This is a genomic window from Jatrophihabitans sp. (assembly GCF_036389215.1).
Classification (GTDB): Bacteria; Actinomycetota; Actinomycetes; order Mycobacteriales; family Jatrophihabitantaceae; genus Jatrophihabitans_A.
This window is the reverse complement of sequence record NZ_DASVQG010000148.1, coordinates 1-20,219: the sequence shown is the minus strand read 5'-3', so window position 1 is coordinate 20,219 and position 20,219 is coordinate 1. Positions and strand designations below refer to the sequence as shown.

Here is a 20,219-nt window from a genome sequence, read left to right as displayed (position 1 = left end):
AGTAGGAGGTGACCCGACGTGTTTGCCACTGCCACTCTGACGGAGCAGCAGACGCAACCGTGGGTTGTGGCCGAACAGCCGGCTGCTATCTCGATCTGTGAGCCATTGGCTGTCACGGTCGACCCGGCCTTCGGCGCCGACATCGACGACCTGCCCTGCCGGTCGCTCAATGCCGACCTCTGGTTCGCCGAGTCGCCGACGGAGCTGGAACAGGCCAAGGCACTGTGCGCTCTGTGCCCGGTGCGGGCCGGATGCCTCGCGGGGGCACTGGACCGCCGAGAGCCCTGGGGCGTCTGGGGCGGCGAGATCTTCAGTCAGGGAGCCGTCATCGCCCGCAAGCGGCCACGCGGCCGGCCACGCAAGAACGTGGTCGCCGCCTGAGAAGGGGTGTAGTGGCCGGGTAACCGGCCCGCTGCTGGCCCCTGAACCACCGGTCCGCCAGGCGGATCGGATCCATGAACGCGGACAACACCCAAGGAGTCAGTCAGATGTACACGATGTATGAAGCACTCGCCCGTGAGCGAATGCATGAGCAGACGGTCTCAGCGGCACAGCGCAGGCTTTCCCAGCACCTTGTGCGGGCGCGGCGCTGGGACCGGTTGGCGGCCTACTCCGCCAGCCGGGCCGTCCGTTCCGAGCGGCGGTTGGCCGAGCAGTTGATGGCTGACTACCAGCTGGCGGGATGAGCTGGACCTGACCGGCAGCCGGTGTTCCGGCTGCCGGTCAGCCAGCTGTCACACCGGCGGCTGGTCGCCGGCGGTACCAGTCAGCGATACCTGGCCGGCGAGACCCGCCGCGGATCTCTCGACGGCATACTTCGACGCCCGGTGTGGTGACTTCCCGCTGGGCTCGCGGCGCGCTGACAATGAACTGTGACTCAACGACCGGTGACCTGCCAGATCTGCGGACGGACCGCGACCGCAGCGGAAGGCGATCCGCCCCTGACCTGGGTGCTGGACACCAACGGCGACCGGCGCAGCTGGACCTGCCCTCACTGCGCTCGGGACAACGTCCGGTCCCTGGAAGCAAAATTGGAGCCGGAATGGTGGTGACCCGGCCGGAGACACCCGGTCCGCGAACAACCTGGTGCCCGCAGTACCTGGTGCGCTGGAGCTACCTGGCGAAACCGGGCTGCCAGGTCTCGGCGATCTGGCGGTACGGCGCTCGAGCCCCGAGCTGGCAGAGCACCCCGATGGAACCCAGGGTCACCCGGTGCAACAGCAGGTATTCCGGCGGCAGGTTCAGCAGCCGGCCGACTCGGGCGGCCTCATTTCGCGGGTCGCCGATGCGCTGGGCCTGCTCCCGCATCCATTCGCGGGTGAACGTGAACTCCGGCTGGGCCACCGGCTCGAGGATCGGGCGCAGGTAGTCCATCACCTTCTCGGCGTCGATGCTCAAGCCCGGGCGGATGAATCGCTCGGCGAGCATCGCGGCCATGACCGCTTCGGTGTCCCCCTCCAGCACGAGCCGGGTGATCCGCCCGAGCGGCTCCGGTGTGCCATGGGGTAGCCGGGCCATGGCGCCGAAGTCCAGTACCCCGATCCGGCCGTCCTCGAGCAGCCTGAAGTTGCCAGGATGCGGGTCGGCGTGCAGGAGTTGGCAGCGCTGCGGGGCCGAGAAGTGCAGCAGCGCCAGCAGCCGGCCGGCCCGGTCTCGCTGCTCTTGGGTTCCGGTGGCGATGATCTTCGACAGCGGTGTGCCTTCCAGCCACTCGCTCACCACCACCTTGGGTGCGCTGGCGACCACCCGCGGCGCGACGATGTCGGGATCACCCTCGTAGGCCGCGACGAACTGGCGCTGGGCAGCGGCCTCCAGCGTGTAGTCCAGCTCCTCGCTGACCCGCGCCTTCAACTCCGCGAGCAGCGGTTTGACGTCCAGGCCGGGGGAGATCATGCCGAAGACCTTGGCGAAGCGGGACAGCTGGTTGAAGTCGGCCATCAGCGCCGGCCCGGCACCGGGGTACTGGATCTTGACCGCCACCTCGCGACCGTCCGCCCATACCGCGCGATGGACCTGCCCGATCGACGCGGCTGCGGCCGGTACGTCGTCGAAGGAACTGAACCGTGCGCGCCACGACGTGCCGAACTGCTCGTCGAGCACCCGGTGCATGGTGGCCGGCGCCATCGGCGGAGCGGCCTCCTGCAGGCGGGTGAGCGCCTCCCGGTAGGGCGCGGCCGATGCCTCGGGAAGCGCGGCCTCGAAGACCGACAGCGCCTGGCCGAACTTCATCGCGCCGCCCTTGAGCTGGCCCAGGACCGCGAACAGCTGCTCGGCGGTGCGCTGGGCGAGGTCTGCCTGGACGTCTTCAGGCGATTGACCGGTGAGGCGCCTGCCTAGGCCCACGGTCGCCCGACCGGCGACGCCCAGCGGCAAACTGGCCAGCCGGGCCGTGCGGGCCACACCGCGCTGCGGGATATCGGTCACGGCTCTATTCTGCCGTGTCCGTCGTGTCTGGGTTGGCTGGGCTTGCGGCGCCGCAGTCACAACCCTGGTGAGCGGGCCAGCTCCGGCGGCGCAACCGCCAGTCCGGCAGCTCCCATTCCAGGCTTGCTCCGATAGTGGCCGGCCGTTGGCGGTCCAGGTAGGCCAAGGCCTGCCCGACCGCCACACCCACCGTTGCCACGCACAGAGCGACGTCGGAACTGACCCGGCGGCGCGGCCGGGCGGCGAGTTGCACCGCAAGCGCCGGCCAGGCCGGATCACGGTCGGTCCGGTGCAGATCGGCACACTGCAGGCAGCTGCTGCGCCCGGGTAGCACGAGCGGGCCGATGATCCCCCGCTGGCCGTCCACGCTGGCCCGTAGGTGGGGCACCCGGTCTTGATGCAGGGCCGAGCGCAGCGAGGTGTCCACCGGCGCGGGGTCGGTGAGCACGACCAGGTCGGTGGACTCCGGCGGAATGGGGCCGGTCTGCACGTCGGGGGCATACCGGCGAACCGCCTCCTCGGCCGCGACGGCGAACCTGCGGCCCTCGTCGGCGGCCGTCACACCGCCGGGACAGGCGTCGGCGGCTGACACCTCACCGCTGTGCACCAACTGGATCCAGCCCACGCCGGCGGCGGCGAAGGTGGCGGCCACCGAGGTCGCCACCCTGGATGGGCCGTGGACCGCGACAGCAGCCGCCCGGCGGGCCTGCAGCACCGACTGTGCCGCGTCTGCATAGCGGGCCGTCAGCACACCGAACTCAGCCGTCAGCCGAGCCGGCGTCAGGAACGGCTGCCCGGACTGCGGCTCCGCGTCGGTCAGGAACCCGGCCTCGTCCAGCACCGCGGCGAGTTCGGCCGACCCGTCCGGCCAGTCGTCGGGCGCCGCCGGACGGGCGCCGCCGCCGGCGCGCCCCAGCAGCGCCGCCAGCTGCTCCGGCTCGACGTTCTCCACGATGATCCGGCGAGTGCCGAGTTCGAGTTGGACCACCCGCCGTGACCGCCACAGCACGACGGCAGCGCGGTTCACCCGCCGGGCGATGCGAGAGCCGGCCGGGGGGCTGCCGCCCGGCCGGCCGGCGGGGATGGAAAGCTGCTGCGGTGTCATGGCGAGGAACGCTGGCACACCTGGCCGACACCGACGGATTCCTATCCACAGGGCGCCAAACCCTCAACTTCGTATCCACACTTGTGGAGCGAGGTGTGGATAACCTTGGGACGACGCGCCGAGGCGTCGTTGACAGATTGTGGATAAGCCCGTGCCAATCAGTGCACAGATGTGCCGGGACATCCCCGGGAGCCCCGATCAAACTTTCCACAAACGCCCCGTCATCGGCGGTTGTTGTCACTGCGGCGGCTTAGGGTGACGGGCATGGTCGATCCATCACCGCCGATCGAGGTCCGGAGAAGTGCGCGGCGCCGTCGCACCGTGTCCGCCTACCGAGATGGCGACAAGATCATCATCTTGATACCCGCTCGCACCAGCAAAGCCGAGGAGCGGCGCCTGATCGTCGAAATGGTCGAGCGGGTCACCCGTCGCGAGGCCAGGACGGCCAAGGCCGGGCCGCGGGCCGGTGACAGTCACCTGCTCAACCGCGCCCGTCAGCTGTCCACCACCTATCTCGACGGGCGGCCGCAGCCCTTCAGCGTCCGCTGGGTGACCAACATGAACCATCGCTGGGGTTCGTGCACCACCGGTGACGGGACCATTCGGCTGTCACACCGGTTGCAGTCGATGCCTTCCTGGGTCATCGACTACGTCCTGGTGCACGAGCTGTGCCATCTGCTGGAGCCAGGGCACGGCCGGGCCTTCTGGGCGTGGGCCGAGCGTTATCCGCGCACCGAACGCGCCCGCGGGTTCCTGGAAGGGGTCGCGGCAGCCGCTCAGCTGCCGGAGCTGTCGGTGTGCGACTCGCCGGAGCTGGATGGTGGGTCGGCCGACGGCTTCGACTCTGTGGACGGCCTGTCATCGCCGGGCTGGGCCGTGCCAGGCTCGTCCACCAGGCTGCCGGGCTCCGCGCTGCCCGGTTCCGGTGTAGCGGCCTCAGCCGCCGCCTCGCCGCGGCCGGCTTCGTCGTCGGCCGTCTTGTCCGCGGGCTTGAACGTGGCGAGATCGGGGTCGTCAAGCTCCGGCATCTCCAGACCGTGAGAGGCGCCGTGCTCGGCCGCGAATCCCATCGGGTCATCGAGATCCTCAGCGCTGGGAAGCAGGTCCGGATGGTTCCATAGGCCATCCCGGGTCGAGGTGCCGTGCAACCGGTACATCGCCGCCCACAGTTCGGCGGCATCGCGCAATCGCCGGGGGCGCAGTTCCAGGCCCACCAGCGCGGCGAACGTCTGTTCGGCGGGCCCGCCAGAGGCACGCCTGCGCCGCATGGCCTCGGTCAGCGCCTGCCCTCCGGGCATCCGGTCGCCGGCCGCCTGGCTGACCACGGCGTCGACCCAACCCTCGATCAGTGCCAGCAGCGTCTCCAGCCGGCGCAGCGCGACATTCTGGGCCTCGGTGTTCTGCGGTTCGAACAACCCGCCGGTCAGCGCGTTCTGCATCGACTCGGGGTTGCTCGGGTCGATGTCGTTGAGCGCGGCAGAGATCGCGTCGGGATCGATGGATATGCCGCGACCGTAGGCGTCCACGGCTTCGATCAGCTGCTGGCGCAGCCAGGGCACGTGGCTGAACAGCCGGTGATGGGCCGCCTCCCGCAGGGCCATGAAGAGCCTGACGTCGGCAACCGGACGTTGGAGCCCCTCGGCCAGCGCGTCGAGGTTGGCCACCACCAGCGCACCGGTTCCGCTGGGCCCCAGCGGCAGCCCGACCTCGGTCGAGGAGACGACCTCATCCGCGAGCGCCGCGATGCCCTGCCCGAGCTGGGCACCGAACATCATGCCGCCGAGCTGAGCCATCATCGGCGCCATCGGCCCGGCCTGCGCCGCCACCTCGGGAGGAATCGCGCTCGACATCGCGGTGACCACCCGGCTGGCCACCGGATCACACAGCGCCGCCCAGGTGCCGATCGTCTTCTCCACCCAATCGACCTGGCTCCAGGCTTCAGCGGTGGTGATGCCCGATGGCAGGTCGGTGGCACCGTCGAGCCACAGGTCAGCAAGCCGCAGGGCGTCAGCGACGGCGGCCTTGTCGGCCGGTCCTATCCTGCGGTGCTGGGCCGCCAGGCTCGAAATGGCCAGCTGCCGGGCCAGGTCCCAGTTCACCGGCCCGCCGGAGCTGGACAGCAGCCGCTGCAACTCCGCGAACAACGGGATCTTGCCCGCCAGGTCATCTGGATCACGGCCTGGCTCGTTGCCGAACTGCCCGAATCCGAATCCGAAGTTGCTCATACCAGTCACGTTATCCTCCAACGCCTGATGCGCAGTGGCAGTGCCCCAACCGAGTGCGCCAGCAGCGAACGCGGCACCGGCCGAGAGGGGACCGGACCGCGCGGGTGGCGAGTTTCGGCCGCGCTCGGATGCGAGAACTCCGGCGCATGCGCATCGACCCGCGCAGCTCCGGCGCGTCCTGACGCGACGAGCTCCGGCGCGCGTCCGCGGCAGGGCGGGCCGGGCCGCCTACCGTGCGACCCATGGCATGGGTGTGGTGGTTGCTGGCTCCGGTTGCCAGCACTGCGCTGGGCGCGATCGTGATCTGGTGGCGAACTCCGGCCGAGACCGGTCGTCGCCGCCGCCGCGCGGATGCGATCTCCGAGCATCAGGCGCTCTTGCGGGCTCTTGCGCAGCAACCGCCGGTGGGGCTGAACCCGTCCGGCAGCCCGTCCGGCACCGCGCAGGTCGCCCCGCATCAGCCGGTCCTCGACGGTTCCGGACAGCCGGTCGTGAACTGATCCGTTTGGGCCGGTCCGACGACTACTGTGATCGCAATGTCTCGTCAGTTGCGCACCCTCATCGTCGGTGCCGTCCTGTGCCTGGTGCTGGGCATCCTCAGCTTCGGCATGCGGGTGCCCTACCTCGTCGAGAGCCCCGGACCGACGTTCAACACCCTCGGCAAGGACGGCGGCAAGGACATCATCGCCATCAGCGGGCATCCGGTCACTCCGACGACCGGGAATCTGAACCTGATGACGGTGTCCGCCGACACCCAGAACACCACCATCCTGGGCGCGGTGCGCGGCTGGCTGCGGCATGACGAGGTGGTGGTGCCGCACGACAGCCTGTACCCGCCGGGCACGTCGCAGCAGGAGCAGGAGGAACAGAACTCCCAGGACTTCCTGGTGTCCCAGCAGAACGCCGTCGAGGCGGCCGGTTGCGAACTCGGCTACCCCAAGGGGCTCGGGGTGAACTCGGTGGCGGCGGATTCGCCGAACGCGGGCGTGCTCAAGGGCGGTGACCAGTTCGTGTCGGTGGCCGGCACCCGCATCACCGACGACACGGGGCTGCGCAAGATCCTGGCGACCCGGCAGGCCGGTGACCGGCTGCCGGCGGTGATGCAGCGGGCGGGCAAGCAGGTCCGGGCCACCCTGGTGCTGCAGTCACCGGCCGCCGACAGCACCACGCCGCGGATCGGCATCACCATCATCCAGGGCTGCCTGCTGCCCTTCCAGGTCACCCTGAGCCTGACCGGCATCGGCGGGCCCTCGGCCGGGTTGATGTTCTCACTCGGCATCATCGACAAGATCAGTACCCACGACCTGACCCACGGCAGGTTCATCGCCGGTACCGGCACCATCGAACCGTCCGGCAAGGTCGGCCCGATCGGCGGCATCGCGCTGAAGATGATCGCCGCGCAGCGAGCCGGGGCCACGCTGTTCCTGGCTCCGGAGGCCAACTGCACGGAGGTCCGGGGCAATGTCCCGTCAGGGCTCGAGGTCATCAAGGTGACGACCCTGCACGACGCGATCGCCAACCTGGACGCCCAGGCCAGCGGCGCGGCGGTGGCCCACTGCTAGCTACCGGAAGTTGCTAGCTTTCGAGGGCCGTAGCCCAGTCCTGCCGAAACGCAGTAGCCCAGTCCTGCCGGAAGGCTGTAGCCCAGTCCTGCCGGAAGGCTGCAACCCAGTCCTGCCGGAAGGCTGCAACTCAGTCGGCCAGGGTGGCGCTCAGCGCCGCGACCAGGTTGGGGGCCAGGTCCGGCCCGGTCAGCAGGTCGTCGCCGGTCTCGGCAGTGCCCCGCAGCCGCAGGATGCTCGCCGACCGGCCGTCGCGCAGCACCGCCACCACCAGCCGGGCCTCCCGGCGGTCGGGGTGCTCCAGCGCGGCGCCGGCCACCGACTCGATCGCAAGGTCGTCCAGGTCCGGTTCGGCCGACGGCGGCAGCAGGACGATCTCCTGGCTCAGGGCGCAGCCGACCACCTCCTCCGGCCAGCCGATCTGGGCCAGCGCCTCATCCAGTGGCCCTTCGGGCAACTCCTCCTGGGCCACCGGGGTGATCGACTCGGCGGCAATCTCCGACGGATCGCCGGCCACCGCGTTGCCCAGGGCAGCCGCGGCGGCCGGATCGGCCGCCAGCACCCTGGTCGGCACCAGCGCGAACAGTGCCGGTGGCAGGTCCCAGCCGGCCAGGCCCACGTAGGCTTCGATCTCGACCGTGACGGCTTCGAGCAGGATCTGCTCGGGCTGGGCGGTGGGGCCGGCTGCTGATTCGTCTTCAGGCATGACTAGATCGTGCCATCCGCCGGAACCAGCGCCCGGCTCGGTACGTTGCTGTGAAAGGACAAGATCGGGACCGTTCCAGGCCAGCCGGTGCGGAGCTGTCCGGGCTGGACGCAGGTAAGGAGAACCTCGTGGCCATGCGGCCTGATATGCCGAGCATCCGGGTGTCGCGGCGTGGAAAGATCGTGATCGGAGTTCTGATCTCGCTCTTCGTACTGCTGTCGGTCCTCGGCTCGCTGGTACGCGTGTACACCAACTGGTTGTGGTTCGGCGAAGTCGGCTACCGCGGCGTGTTCAGCACCATCCTGTGGACCCGGATCGCGCTGTTCGCCACGGTGGGCCTGGCGATGGCCCTGATCATCGGGGCAAACGTCTTCCTGGCCTACCGGATGCGCCCGCCGTTCCGGCCGATCTCGCAGGAGCAGGAGAACCTGGAGCGGTACCGGGTGGCCCTGGAGCCGAGGAAGCGGCTGATCTTCGGGGCGCTGGTGGCGCTGATCTTCCTGGCGGCCGGCATGTCGGCCCAGAGCAACTGGAAGACCTGGCAGCTGTGGCGCAACGGCGAGTCCTTCGGCGTCCAGGACCCGCAGTTCCATCGCGACATCTCCTTCTTCGCCTGGGACTACCCGGCCTACCGGCTGCTGCTGGGGCTGGCCTTCAACGCGGTGGTGTTCTCGCTGCTGCTGAGCCTGGCGGTGCACTACGTCTTCGGCGCCTTCCGGATCGCCACGCCGGGCCCGAAGCTCACCATCTCCGCCCGCAGGCACGTCACCCTGCTGGTGTTCTTCTTCATCGTGCTGAAGGCCTGCGCCTACTGGCTGGACCGCTACGGCCTGGTGTTCTCGGGCCGCGGCAAGGTCACCGGCGCCTCCTACACCGACGTCAATGCCTCGCTGCCGGCCAAGACCATCCTGTTCTGGGTGGCGGTGCTGATCGCGCTGGCGGTGCTTGCCAGCCTGTGGCTCAAGAGCGCCCAGATCCCGATCATCTCCTTCGTGGTGCTGCTGATCCTCTCGATCGGGATCAACGGGATCTACCCGGCGATCGTGCAGCAGGTGACGGTCAAGCCGAACGCCAGCGAGAAGGAAGTCCCGTACATCGGCAGGAATATCGAGGCGACCCGGCAGGCCTACGGCATCGTCAAGGCCGAGGACGGCGGCAACGTCACCTACCAGCACTACTCGGTGACGGCCAGGCCCGACAACGACGCCCTGACCTCCACCGACCCCACCGTGTCCAACCTGCGCATCCTCGACCCGAACGTGGTGTCACCGACGTTCAGCAAGTTCCAGCAGTTGCGCAACCAGTACGGCTTTCCCACCAAGCTGGACATCGACCGCTACGAGGTGGACGGCCAGCGCTTGGACTACGTCGTCGGCGTCCGTGAGCTGGACCAGAGCAAGCTGACCGGCAACCAGACCAACTGGATCAACGCGCACACCTTCTACACCCACGGCTACGGTTTCGCGGCGGCCGCGGCCAGCAGCGACGTGACCAACACCAAGGAGTTCAGCGAGGGCGACATCCCCCCGAAGGGGCCGCTGGACCTCAGCACGCCGCAGGTGTACTACGGCGAACTGCTGCCCAGCTACTCGATCGTCGGGGCCGCCGGGTCACCGCGCGAGTACGACGGCGCGGACGTCAAGACCACCTACGCGGGCAGCGGCGGGGTGCCGCTGTCGAACATCTTCAAGCGGCTGGCCTTCGGCATCAAGTACCGCGAGACCAACTTCCTGCTCAACGACGCGGCCAGCGCCAAGGGCGCCAAGATCATGTTCGACCGGAACCCGCGGCAACGGGTGGAGAAGGTCGCGCCGTTCCTGACCGTCGACGGCGACCCGTACCCGGCGGTGATCGACGGGCGGGTCCAGTGGATCGTCGATGCCTACACCACGATCGCGAACTACCCGTATTCCGAGCGGCAGAACCTGTCGGACCTGACCACCGACTCGCTGACCGCGACCAACCGGACCGCGTCGCAGGCCGACAGCCAGGTCAACTACATCCGCAATTCGGTCAAGGCCACGGTGGACGCCTACTCCGGCAAGGTCACCCTGTACGCCTGGGACGAGAAGGACCCGGTGCTCAAGACCTGGATGAAGGTCTTCCCGAACCTGGTGCAGAAGCAGAACACGATGCCGGGCAGCGTGCTGGCCCACGTCCGCTACCCGCAGGACCTGTTCGAGGTACAGCGCAAGGCGATCGAGCAGTACCACATGGACAGCCCTCGGGACTTCTACAACGTGGCCGACAAGTGGACCGTCCCGAACGATCCGTACCTGGACTCGGCCGTCGCCCAGCCGCCGTACTACGTGCTCGCCAGCGCCCCCGGCAGCCACGGCGGCCGGCCGCAGTTCCAGCTGACCACCCCGATGAAGGTCAACAACAGCACCAACCTGGCGGCCTACATCACCGTCAACAGTGACCCCGGGCCCAACTACGGCAAGATGACCGTGCTCCAGGTGCCCAGCGGCACGGTCATCCAGGGTCCCGAGCAGCTTGCCAACACCTTCAGCTCCAACGCGACCATCTCCAAGGACATCTCGCTGCTGGACTCCGGCGGGTCCCAGGTCATCCACGGCAACCTGCTGACCCTGCCGATCGGCGAGTCGTTCCTCTACGTCGAGCCGCTGTACGTGCAGGCCTCGGGCTCCACCGGCTACCCGATCCTGCAGCGAGTGCTGGTGGCCTACGGGGACAAGATCGGTTACGCCGGAAACCTCGCCGACGCCCTGGCGAACCTCAGCAAGGGCTCGGTCGGGGCGTCCCTGATCGACGGGAGTTCCGGCGGCCAGAACAACAGCAGCAGCCCGACCCCGTCGACGTCGCCGCCGGCGTCGTCCTCGCCCAGCGTCGAGCCGACCAGCCCACCGGTGACCGGCAGCCAGGCCCAGGTGCTGCAGCAGCTGAACACCGCCCTGACCAGGCTGCAGGCCGCCTACCGCAGCGGTGACTTCGCAGCCATCGGCCAGGCCCAGGCGGAGGTGCAGCGGCTGACCAACGCCTACCTCAAGGCCCAGTCGGCGACGCCCACCAAGCCGACGCCGAAGCCGTCGTCCTCGCCGTCCTAGCTGGGGGGTCTTGGTGCTGGACCGGGGCCGGGCACGCTGCCCGGCCCCGATTTGGCGGGGGGATGAGCGGCAGGTAGTGTTGGACCTACCGACGCGGGGTGGAGCAGCTCGGTAGCTCGCTGGGCTCATAACCCAGAGGTCGCAGGTTCAAATCCTGTCCCCGCTACAACGTAGGTCCCAGGATACAAGGCCTCCAGCGCACCGCGCTGGAGGCCTTGCTCGTTGTGACCCTGGCGTGACCCTCACCACGAGGCGGCAGGGCACGTCCTCGGCCGTGACGAAGCACCACAGAGCGATACGGTGCCTTGTTCGCATTGAGGGGGCCAGGGTTCGAATCCCCTCAGCTCCACCATGACACGCTTACTCGAACCACTGACCCGAAAAATGTCAGCGAGTACCGGTGTTTGGTGATCTTGGACGGGTCCGGTCGTATGACCGGGCCCGTTGTCGTTGCCGGGGCCAGTTAGGCGAACCAGAGAGCTATCGGGCGAGCGGCTCTGGCCGAGTGCCAGCGTCTTCTGTCGCTGGTAGACCCAGGACGCTTCTCGGATCTCGCCGAAGGGCGGGTTGAGGACGTCGTTGGTGACCGTGACGTGGTTGTCGTCGTTCAGGTAGAAGCGCTGGTAGAAGGTCTGGTTCAGTTGGCGGCGGCTGTCGTCGGGTGCCTGGCGGTACAGCCGGGCCGGGTCGGCGACGAGATCGAGTGATTCTCGGAGGCGTTGGGCACCGAGCGCGAGCTGGCTGCCGGTGTCGGCGAGTTGGGCTTGTATGCGGGCCCGTTCGAGATGGATGGCATTGCTGCGTTGTTGGATCTTGGCCCTGGTCAGTACGCCGTCGGCGGCGAGGTCGATGAGGCGGTGTAGCTGGCGTTGCCTTCCAGGCCTACGCGGTAGGTGCCGATGTAGGTCTGGCCGGGCGCGGCACTGGTGTCTGCGCCGCCCATCTCGTCAATGAGCGAGCCGTTGGGGGTGGGAATGCTCCTGGTCGGGGCTTTGGCAGTGGCCGAGCTGTGCCTCGTGGGAAGACTGGTTGGAAGGCTCCCGGGCTGTCACTGGGGCGGGGCGGGGCGGGGTGCTTGCCGCGGGCGGTGACGTAGGCGAGCCCGAAGACGAGGACGATGCGCAGCCTGCGAGCGCCAAAGGTAGAGCGAGGCTGAGCAGCGCGATGGCAGCCCGCCAGTTGCGCCGAGATGGCAGCGTGCAAGTGGGAGTACCGCGCATCCGTCCCCTCCAAGATCATTTCACCGGGAGGGGGGGTATCGCTGCCTCATCCCCCGAACTGGCAATCTGTCCGTTTATTGCGGTCGTGAATCTATCGTTTAGTATTGCGCGCGACAAGCGATTCATGCCCTGGCAGCTGCCGCATCATCACTTCTACGACTCTGCTTGCCGCGCGCCCCGCAGCAGCACGATCAACTGCTGCTGGGAGTTGACGCCGAACTTCCGGAACACCGAGGACAAGTGGTTCCTGACCGTGCTCCGGGCCAGGTACAGCGAGTCGGCGATCCGCGGCACCCGGTCACCGGCAAGTAGCCGTTGCACGATATCTATCTCGCGCGGTGAGAGCTGACTAAGGTCCAGCGGTGCGCCCGGTGATGTGGGCGACTCGGCAGCAGGCGGTTGGCCACTCAATCAGGCCTCCGACGGATTCGTTGTCCCGGCGGCGATGGTGGTCGCGGGCTCTCATGTATCTGATGGCTGATCAGACTATAAGACGGCAATGCATGAGACGCAAAGGCCTAGGACTTATCGTCTCTGGATTCACACACATGGGACGTATGTGCTTGTACGACCATGCCGTCCACCCCCGCTCCCTTGTCCGACGCCACGGCCGAGTTTGGCCGACGCGTCCGGGCCCGACGCAACCAACTGGGCCTCAGCCAGGAAGCGCTGGCCGACATCGCCCGACTGCACTGGACGTTCGTCGGCCAGGTCGAGCGCGGGCGGCGCAACCTCACCTTGCACAACATCCTCAAGCTCGCAGCAGCGCTCGAACTCGATCCCGGCGAATTGCTACACGGCATGCCGGGGCCACCGTAGCGGTTTGACAGCAGTCCAGAGAGCCGCTCCTTCCACCGTCTGGGCCGCCGGCCGCCGAGCTGATCGACCAGTCACTACGGTGGCTCTACGCCGGCGCGTGCCGCCAGGTCAGGGTGATTCCGCAGCTGCCTCGCAGTACAGCCGGAAACGCTCGATAGCGAATGGTCAAGCTGATCACGCCGCCCCCGGCGCTACTATGCGGCCGTGAACAAAGGTGGCGGCGTCAACTTCCACGCCATCCATCTCGGCGATCTGCCGGGCTGGTTGGGTGCTGTAGGCACCGTAGCAGCAGTCAGCCTGGCGCTGTATCAAGTCAGCAAGGAGCGCAGCGCGCGTGAGGCGGATAAGCGTGAGGCTGCTACGGCCAACCGGCGTCGCCAAGCCCGGCGGGTAAGTGCATGGTATGCCGGTGATGCGATGGGTGGCGACAGCGATACTTTGATGTATGTCGTAAACGGCTCAGACCAGCCGGTGTACGAGGCGGTCGCTTGGCTCATTATCGCTCAGGGAGCTGGGCCCTAAGCAGGGCGAAGATCATGTCAAGCTGCCCGGCGGGGAACACAATTTCGATCGCTATAGGGCGTTCTTGAATATCCCACCCGGCAGATGGGCTGTTACATTCCCTGCCACGTGGCGTGGAATGCACGCTCAGCCGGGTATTGAAATTGGTTTCACTGACTCTGCCGGTCACCACTGGATACGTCGCAATAATGGCGGATTAGAGGAAATATCGCAACCACCCTTTGACTACTACGGTATCTATAAACCGGCTCATTATTCGGCCCTGCTGGCGATCAACGACAGCGGTACGCACCGCTGATAACTAGCTATGTGCATCCGGGGCTCCCGACCCGTTTCCGGGGGTCGGCACTTCAATCGTCGAGGCCAGGGCGTACGTCCCAGACTGAGCCGCTAAGCCATGCTGCTGAGGGCCTGCGGATAAGCTCCCAGGTCCTGGCAGGGCACTCGCCACCATCGCTCAGGAGACTGAGAAAGCGCGCACCGGCGTGCCGAACCCGCGGTTCCCAGAACTAACTGCCAGGCTTTAAGTATGACGACGTGGCATGAGCACCCTGGTAATGCTGACCTGTTGCGGCGGTTGCGGGGGGGCGATTAGCGACGGCGGCCGCGTGTTGGTTTTTCTCGGGGCGGGAGTGTCGTTCGGCGCGGCTCGAGCCGGCGGTCGGATGACATTCGACAACGAGAAGTACAAGCCATGGCCTCCGCACGACCTCATCGACCTTGGATGGTCGAGCGGTGACGACGACCTACCGCTGCCCTTCTGGCCCTGGCTCGTCCATCGAATGCTCCGCCAACTTGCGAGTTTCGCCGAGTCCCACGAGCACGTGTCGTTGCGGAAGTTCTTCAGCGAAGAAGGTCCGCTCGACTGCGCCCAGCTCTTCCGCCAAACCGTGGGCGAGGCGAACTACCGCGAGTTCTTACTTGAGCAGTTCGACATCGGACGCCACCCCTTTATTCAGGTAACTCCGAGTCACACGGCGCTCAGAGAACTCAATCTGCCGCTGCTGTTTACCACGAACTACGACGAGCTCATTGAAGCCGCCTACCAGCAGGCTGGACAGCCGCTGCGGGTCAGCGTATCGGAGCAGCAGTTCCTGGCCCGGCGGGCAGAAAAACCGGCCCGACACCTCGTCAAGCTGCACGGGTCAATCGACCAGCCCGACACCATCGTGCTGACCCGCACCGACTACGCCCGGGCTCGGAGCGACCGCAAGGAGATGCTCAGTCTGCTGCGCAGTGAGCTGGTTGAAGCGTCGTTCCTGTTCGTCGGATTCAGCTTGAGCGACCCAAATTTCGGGCTCATACATGACGATATTCGTCTGGTCTATGGCATGAACTTGCCCGCCTCCTGCACGGTCCAAGGGCGTCGTGATCCAGTGAAAGAGCGCTAACTTCGGTCCATGGATATCAATACGATCTGGCTGAATGGCTGGAACCAGTTGCCTGACTTCCTGCAACGGATCAACCCGGCATTCATCGAAGCCAGTTAGACGCCATGCTGTTTGCTGAACCAGGCCAGGCGCGACTGGGACCCATGGGGCATGCCGAGCCGCGAGTCAATTGGTTACTGACGTCGACACGCCCGGAGGCCGCGCGCAGTCGGGAGGCGGTGAACAACTGGTACACCGCCTTTCCCGACCCGGATGGCCTCTTCGGCCGCCGGCTGCGATCGACCGATGACGTCAGTCATGCGCAGGCCCTAGATGAGTTGTTCGTGCACCAGCTGTTAGCACGACCAGGGCGGACAGTGCGGTATGAGGAGGACGGGACCGGGCCAGACTTTCGGGTCTACGAGCAGGGGGAGCTGATTGCGTCGGTCGAAGTCGCCTCCCTGTTCGAGAAAGCTGAGTGGAGAGTCGAGGACCGGCGACACAATCGACTTGTTGACGAGCTGAACCGCCGGCTTGATCTGTCCCTGGGATACTTCCTGGACTTCGAAATCGACAATCCCGCTGGCACCGGCGATCCAGCACCGGCTCGAGTCGAACGCTGGGTACGGCAGCAACTGCGTGGCCTGCCCGATCCGCATTGCGCGCCGGTTCGCGGCGATGGCGAGTTCGGTGAGTTCACCCGCCTGTACCGCCATGAAAGCGTGCAGGTCACCATGCGGTTCTGGCCGATCGCACCCGACAAGATCCCGCCACCCGGCTCACCGAGCCGGATCGTTGGCACGGGACGGACCTCCGGCGGCGTGGTCACCGATGCCGAGCGCTTACGCGACCGTTTGGAGGAGAAGGCCGGCGGTAAGTACGACCTGCGGTCAGCTGCCTTCCTGGTGATCGTGGCGGTACACGCCGCCTTCTGCGACGATGACGACTTCGTCGCCGCCCTCTATGGCGCAAACGCCGTGCGTTACACCATTGGCGGCAGAGGCGACGTCGAGCACGTGAGAGTGAACGACGGTGTCTTTGGCCCCCGGGATGCCCGGCAAGGCGGCAAATCCGGCTGGAAGAATCAGCGACTGTCAGCGGTTTGCCATCTGGCCGCCCCCACTTTGTGGGAGCCCACCAAGACCACCAGCGTCCTGTTCCACAACCCCTTTCCTGCAAAGGCGCTACCGAGGCTGTTTGCACCCACCCGCGAGTTCGCCGTTATCGAGTCGACCAGCGAGCGACGGCGGCTGGATTGGCTCGACGGACGTGGACTGCTCTGAGCAGGAGCTGACAGCGACAGCGCCCGGCGGTGCTGGAGCTTCGCCCACGGAAGGGTGGCCAGCGAAGCCGGTACGCTGCATTACCCGCGCCGCAGCCGCGCGGCCTCCGAGCGCAATAAACAGACGAACCGTCTACTTATTTCTGTCCTAAATCTCCCAAAGTGTCTGCAGGGCTGACTGCGGCCTGCTAGCTTCCGTCCCAGCATTGTCCTGCCCAATAGCGCCCGATTGTCTGCGCAGTTGGACTGTCTGACTGCGAGGGATCGGTTTGAAGCGTCGGCTTGGTAGCAGAGCTGCGCTGTTGCGCTGTCTGCTGATCATGGCATTGACTGCAGCTGTGCTATCCGCTGTGCAGCTCTCGGTGTCACCGCAGGTGAGCCGGGCAAGGGCTGACACGGCGACCGGGGCGGCCGGCTTGTTCGTGCCAACCCAGGGCACACTGCTCGATACTCGGTCGGGGGTCGGTGGCCTATCCGGTCCGGTGGCTGCCTATACCTGGTATCCGCTGCAGGTGGCCGGGCTGGCCGGCGTGCCCACCAGCGGCGTGTCCTCGGTGCAGGTGTCGGTCACCGCCTTCGACCCCTCGCTGTCAGGGTATGTACAGCTGGCGGCTAGCGGCACCGCGGCGGTGACGACGTCGGCGCTGCTTTACACCGGCGGCGGCGGCTCGTTCTCGGCGAGCTCGATCGTCGCTCTTGGCGCGGACGGCAAGATCCGGTTGCTGTCACAGCGCTCGGTGAACGTGCTGATTTCGGTGCAGGGCTATTACACCGCCGGGACGGGTGAGGCCTTGCCGGGCGGGTACGTGCCGGTGGCCCCGGCCCGGTTGGTCGATACCCGGGTCGGGGCCGGGCTGCCGCAGGCCGACCTAGCGCCCAACTCGACCACAACCATCAAGGTCGGCGGCCTGGCGAACGTGCCCGCTGACGCCTCGGCGGTGTTCGTGATGCTGACCGCTATCTCGGGCAGCAGCATCGCCGGGTACTTCACGCCGTATCCCACGGGCGCCGCTAGGCCGGCGAACGTGTCGCTGAACTACCTGGCGGGCACCGCCACCATTCTTGGTGCGGCAGTGGACCTCGGCACCGGTGGGCAGTTCAACCTGTGGGTCGGTCCGGCCGGCACCGCCATCGACCTGGTGGTCGACGTCGTCGGCTACTACACCGCCACCGCCGGAGCGGGCGGGGCGTTCACCCCGGCCGCCGCCCGCGTCTACGACTCGAGGATCTCGCCGAGCGTCGAGATCCCGGGTAGCGCCACCCGCAAGGTGGCCGTCGGCGGCGTCGCCGGCGTGCCGCTGCCTTCCGACGGGATCAGCGCCTATGCGCTCGGTCTCCAGGTGCTTCACCCCGGACCGAACATCGGCTTCGTCGCCGTCGGCCCCGGCGACAAAACCAACGCCTTCGTCTCCTCCGTCTACCTCACCCCGGGCGACGGACTGCGCAGCAACCTCGTCATCGCCCCACCCGGCCCCGACGGCACGATCCAGGTTTTCAACCACTCACCCGACCCGATCGACATCGTCCTCGACGTCGAAGGGTGGTACACCGGGCCACCGGGGTTGCCGGTCGTAGACTCCGCGACTCACCCGGAGCTGAGCTGGTCGGCTCCGGGCGGCTCGAGCTTCAGCTTCTCGATTGCGGACAGCGGCACCGGTTCGGCGGCCAGTTCTTTCAGCTACAGCCTCGACCAAGCGCCGGCTGTCACCATCCCGAGCACCACGACGACGGTCACGCTGACCCCACCGACCGCCCTAGGCGCTCACACCTTGTCGGTGACCGCCATTGACCGGCTAGGCCGGCGCTCGCCGCCGAACGACTACACCTTCAACATCGGCTCGCCGCCGGCTGCCCCAAGCGGGGTGATGGTGACAGCCGGAGCATCCGCGGCAGATCTCAGTTGGTCAGCCGGGCAGGACAACGGTGCGCCGACCCTGGGTTTCACCTTCTGGGTGATCGATCGCACCACCGCCAGCCCAGCTCAAAACCTCGGCAGTTGCACCCGCTGCACGCACTTCGTGCTGCAAGGGCTCAATCCCGACCACAGCTACGCGGCTCAGGTCGCCGCCGTCAGCGCCGCCGGCCAGAGCGCAGTCAGCACCAGCAGCGATTTCGACCCGGTGGGCGATGCCATCAGCTGCGCAGCCGGTGACGACACCTGCGCAATGCAGGACATCAGCCAACCGGTCAACACCGATCCGCTGTTCGCCAACTATGACCTGAGCGGTACGGATGGTGGAACGGCGACCGCCAGCCCGGCGGGGATCTCCAGTACGCCGGCCGAGACCTCAGCGACGACAGACCCGCAGTGCGCGCTTGCGCCGGCCCAACGGGTCGGCAGCTGGGTCTGCGACGACGCGGCCACCAGCAGCGGCTCGACCACCAGTCAGCCCAGCTCTGCCATGGTTGGGCGGGAGGGCTACTGCTCGGCAACCGGCTGTTGGAACCGGCTCGATGACTTGGTGGCTTCGTGGAGCGCTGACTTCACATACGGTTGGGGCAGCACCCGTCTGGGCACGGGCACGGCTTCGATCACCTGGAAGCTGGCCGGTGCCCGCAGCTACAGCAAACCCATCCGCTGGAAGGCTAGCGGGCAGACCCGCAACGTGGTGTTCAGCGCCGCTATGTTCAACGGCGCACCAGGGGTGCCGCATGGCGGTAGCGAGATACGTAAGTCGCGCTCAGTCAGCCCCAGCACCGCCGTCGTCGGTCCCGACACTTCGGTCAGCTGGTCCCCCAATGGCTACAGCTTCTACAACAACACGATGTACGACCACAACGTCGTCACGGAATTCTCCTGGAACGTGCCTGGCTACCCGGGCTACTGGTACCTCTACGTCCGCAGCCTCTGCTCGCATACCAAAACCCTGGGCAGCTCGGCTCAGTACCGCTTTGGCTCGCTAACCGATCTGCCCGGCGATAAAGCGTCGGCTGGCTGGCATTACTAAGGCGAACGAGGTAACCGATGGACCGCGCAGACTTTCATCACCCCGAATCAGGCTGGGCCGAAGAGCCCGACGACGTTGACTCGATTGACTTCAGTCCGACCGTCACTATCGTCTATTTCGCCGATGAAGACACCTGGCAGGCGGTCTGGGGTGGTAGGCAGCAGCTCGGAGAGTTCGAAGGAACCCGTGAGGAAGCGATCGCCTGGGCCCGCGAACGGTGCGACACCATTCGGATCTACTCCCTGATACAGCGTGACATAGTAGATCTAGCACCAGACGACCAATAGCGACCGGGACGGTCGTGTGGCGCGACGGTACAACACCTCCGGACGTGTGTTTGCAGCATGGACGACCTAGGCAACGGTGGGAATCTGCCCCCAGCTCTCACACGCCAGATCGCTCTGCTTGACTACCTGGCGGATTGCCGCAGCGAATCTTCCTTCGCGCTGCTGCCACCCTGGCGGAGATAAGTGGCACGGAGGCCAACCAACTCGTACGGAGGCCATGCGACCTCACATATCTCGCTAGCAAATTCCTGTAAACGCCGAATAGCGGTCTTATCTAGGTCTATAAGCGCTGCTCGGTTCACCGGGCCGCCTGCTGATCTTGACCTGGGTCGGCGCCACTGAGGGCGGACTGCTGGAACGGCGGCCCTTACCCTGACCTGGGCGGCGGGGCGAACATCGGCTGGTATCCGCACTATCAATCCTGGGACTACGTGCGAATGTTCGACTACTACTGGCACCAGCTACAAACCAAAGTCAGCTACCAGAGCGTCACGATGAGCAGTGCCTACACCTCGGCCGAAGCCGGCGACGTCTACATGTGTGACTGGGGCCGCGGCGCGGGCTGGTCGGATGTGTCGATCGAGACCGGGCTGGGGACCTTCGCCAACTGGGGCTACTGGACCGAGACCACCCCACCATCCGGGCCAGCATGAAGACGGTCAATCCTACACTTCAATACCT

General features: G+C 66.8%; 17 protein-coding genes, 1 tRNA gene and 1 pseudogene. 14 read left to right on the top strand and 5 right to left on the bottom strand.

Going from position 1 to position 20,219, the window contains the following annotated elements; translation table 11 throughout:
• Window positions 1–93: 93 nt before the first annotated feature.
• Window positions 94–381, top strand: a complete 288-nt coding sequence (locus VF542_RS07450) for a WhiB family transcriptional regulator (RefSeq protein ID WP_408651064.1) — start codon at window positions 94–96, stop codon at window positions 379–381.
• A 107-nt stretch (window positions 382–488) separates the two neighbouring features.
• Window positions 489–686 (top strand): hypothetical protein, encoded by a 198-nt coding sequence (locus VF542_RS07445; RefSeq protein ID WP_408651062.1) that lies wholly within the window; start codon window positions 489–491, stop codon window positions 684–686.
• A 427-nt stretch (window positions 687–1,113) separates the two neighbouring features.
• Here the strand turns inward: VF542_RS07445 and VF542_RS07440 are convergent, their stop codons facing one another.
• Both VF542_RS07440 and VF542_RS07435 read right to left on the bottom strand, forming a co-directional pair.
• Window positions 1,114–2,424, bottom strand: coding sequence for an ABC1 kinase family protein (locus tag VF542_RS07440; RefSeq protein WP_408651061.1), 1,311 nt, complete (start codon window positions 2,422–2,424; stop codon window positions 1,114–1,116).
• 4 nt (window positions 2,425–2,428) lie between these two features.
• On the bottom strand, window positions 2,429–3,529 hold the full coding sequence (locus tag VF542_RS07435) for a hypothetical protein (protein ID WP_408651060.1): 1,101 nt from the start codon (window positions 3,527–3,529) through the stop codon (window positions 2,429–2,431).
• Between the two features lie 264 nt (window positions 3,530–3,793).
• On the opposite strand from VF542_RS07435, the pseudogene VF542_RS07430 reads away from it, so the two are divergent.
• Window positions 3,794–4,321 (top strand): annotated as a pseudogene (locus tag VF542_RS07430) (M48 family metallopeptidase); the annotation flags it as partial.
• On the opposite strand, the gene VF542_RS07425 reads toward VF542_RS07430, so the two are convergent.
• Window positions 4,306–5,754, bottom strand: coding sequence for a zinc-dependent metalloprotease (locus VF542_RS07425; RefSeq protein WP_408651059.1), 1,449 nt, complete (start codon window positions 5,752–5,754; stop codon window positions 4,306–4,308). The pseudogene VF542_RS07430 and the gene VF542_RS07425 sit on opposite strands and share 16 nt — an antisense overlap.
• Window positions 5,755–5,996: 242 nt before the next feature.
• On the opposite strand from VF542_RS07425, the gene VF542_RS07420 reads away from it, so the two are divergent.
• Window positions 5,997–6,254 (top strand): hypothetical protein, encoded by a 258-nt coding sequence (locus tag VF542_RS07420; protein WP_408651058.1) that lies wholly within the window; start codon window positions 5,997–5,999, stop codon window positions 6,252–6,254.
• A 36-nt stretch (window positions 6,255–6,290) separates the two neighbouring features.
• Complete coding sequence (locus VF542_RS07415; RefSeq protein WP_408651057.1) at window positions 6,291–7,316, top strand: YlbL family protein; 1,026 nt, start codon at window positions 6,291–6,293, stop codon at window positions 7,314–7,316.
• A gap of 130 nt (window positions 7,317–7,446) precedes the next feature.
• Here VF542_RS07415 and VF542_RS07410 read toward each other — a convergent pair whose 3' ends face one another.
• Complete coding sequence (locus tag VF542_RS07410) at window positions 7,447–8,022, bottom strand: PPA1309 family protein (protein WP_408651056.1); 576 nt, start codon at window positions 8,020–8,022, stop codon at window positions 7,447–7,449.
• Window positions 8,023–8,156: 134 nt separating this feature from the next.
• Here VF542_RS07410 and VF542_RS07405 point away from each other — a divergent pair, with 134 nt between their 5' ends.
• A complete protein-coding gene (locus VF542_RS07405; protein WP_408651063.1) occupies window positions 8,157–11,090 on the top strand; it encodes a UPF0182 family protein in 2,934 nt (977 codons plus the stop codon).
• A 92-nt stretch (window positions 11,091–11,182) separates the two neighbouring features.
• Window positions 11,183–11,256, top strand: a tRNA-Met gene (locus VF542_RS07400).
• Between the two features lie 1,207 nt (window positions 11,257–12,463).
• Here VF542_RS07400 and VF542_RS07395 read toward each other — a convergent pair.
• Window positions 12,464–12,721, bottom strand: coding sequence for a response regulator transcription factor (locus tag VF542_RS07395; protein ID WP_408651055.1), 258 nt, complete (start codon window positions 12,719–12,721; stop codon window positions 12,464–12,466).
• 162 nt (window positions 12,722–12,883) lie between these two features.
• On the opposite strand from VF542_RS07395, the gene VF542_RS07390 reads away from it, so the two are divergent.
• The 7 genes from VF542_RS07390 (at window position 12,884) to VF542_RS07360 (ending at window position 20,191) form a co-directional block, all read left to right on the top strand.
• On the top strand, window positions 12,884–13,129 hold the full coding sequence (locus VF542_RS07390) for a helix-turn-helix domain-containing protein (protein WP_408651054.1): 246 nt from the start codon (window positions 12,884–12,886) through the stop codon (window positions 13,127–13,129).
• Window positions 13,130–13,333: 204 nt separating this feature from the next.
• A complete protein-coding gene (locus tag VF542_RS07385; protein ID WP_408651053.1) occupies window positions 13,334–13,651 on the top strand; it encodes a hypothetical protein in 318 nt (105 codons plus the stop codon).
• A 542-nt stretch (window positions 13,652–14,193) separates the two neighbouring features.
• Entirely contained in the window at window positions 14,194–15,042 is an 849-nt protein-coding gene (locus tag VF542_RS07380) for an SIR2 family NAD-dependent protein deacylase (protein ID WP_408651052.1), read from the top strand.
• 218 nt (window positions 15,043–15,260) lie between these two features.
• On the top strand, window positions 15,261–16,304 hold the full coding sequence (locus tag VF542_RS07375; RefSeq protein WP_408651051.1) for a hypothetical protein: 1,044 nt from the start codon (window positions 15,261–15,263) through the stop codon (window positions 16,302–16,304).
• A 481-nt stretch (window positions 16,305–16,785) separates the two neighbouring features.
• The gene (locus VF542_RS07370) at window positions 16,786–19,251 is read left to right on the top strand and encodes a fibronectin type III domain-containing protein (protein WP_408651050.1); all 2,466 of its coding nucleotides are present in this window, start codon (window positions 16,786–16,788) and stop codon (window positions 19,249–19,251) included.
• A gap of 17 nt (window positions 19,252–19,268) precedes the next feature.
• Window positions 19,269–19,538, top strand: a complete 270-nt coding sequence (locus tag VF542_RS07365; RefSeq protein ID WP_408651049.1) for a hypothetical protein — start codon at window positions 19,269–19,271, stop codon at window positions 19,536–19,538.
• A gap of 431 nt (window positions 19,539–19,969) precedes the next feature.
• A complete protein-coding gene (locus VF542_RS07360; RefSeq protein WP_408651048.1) occupies window positions 19,970–20,191 on the top strand; it encodes a hypothetical protein in 222 nt (73 codons plus the stop codon).
• The last annotated feature ends 28 nt before the right edge of the window (window positions 20,192–20,219 follow it).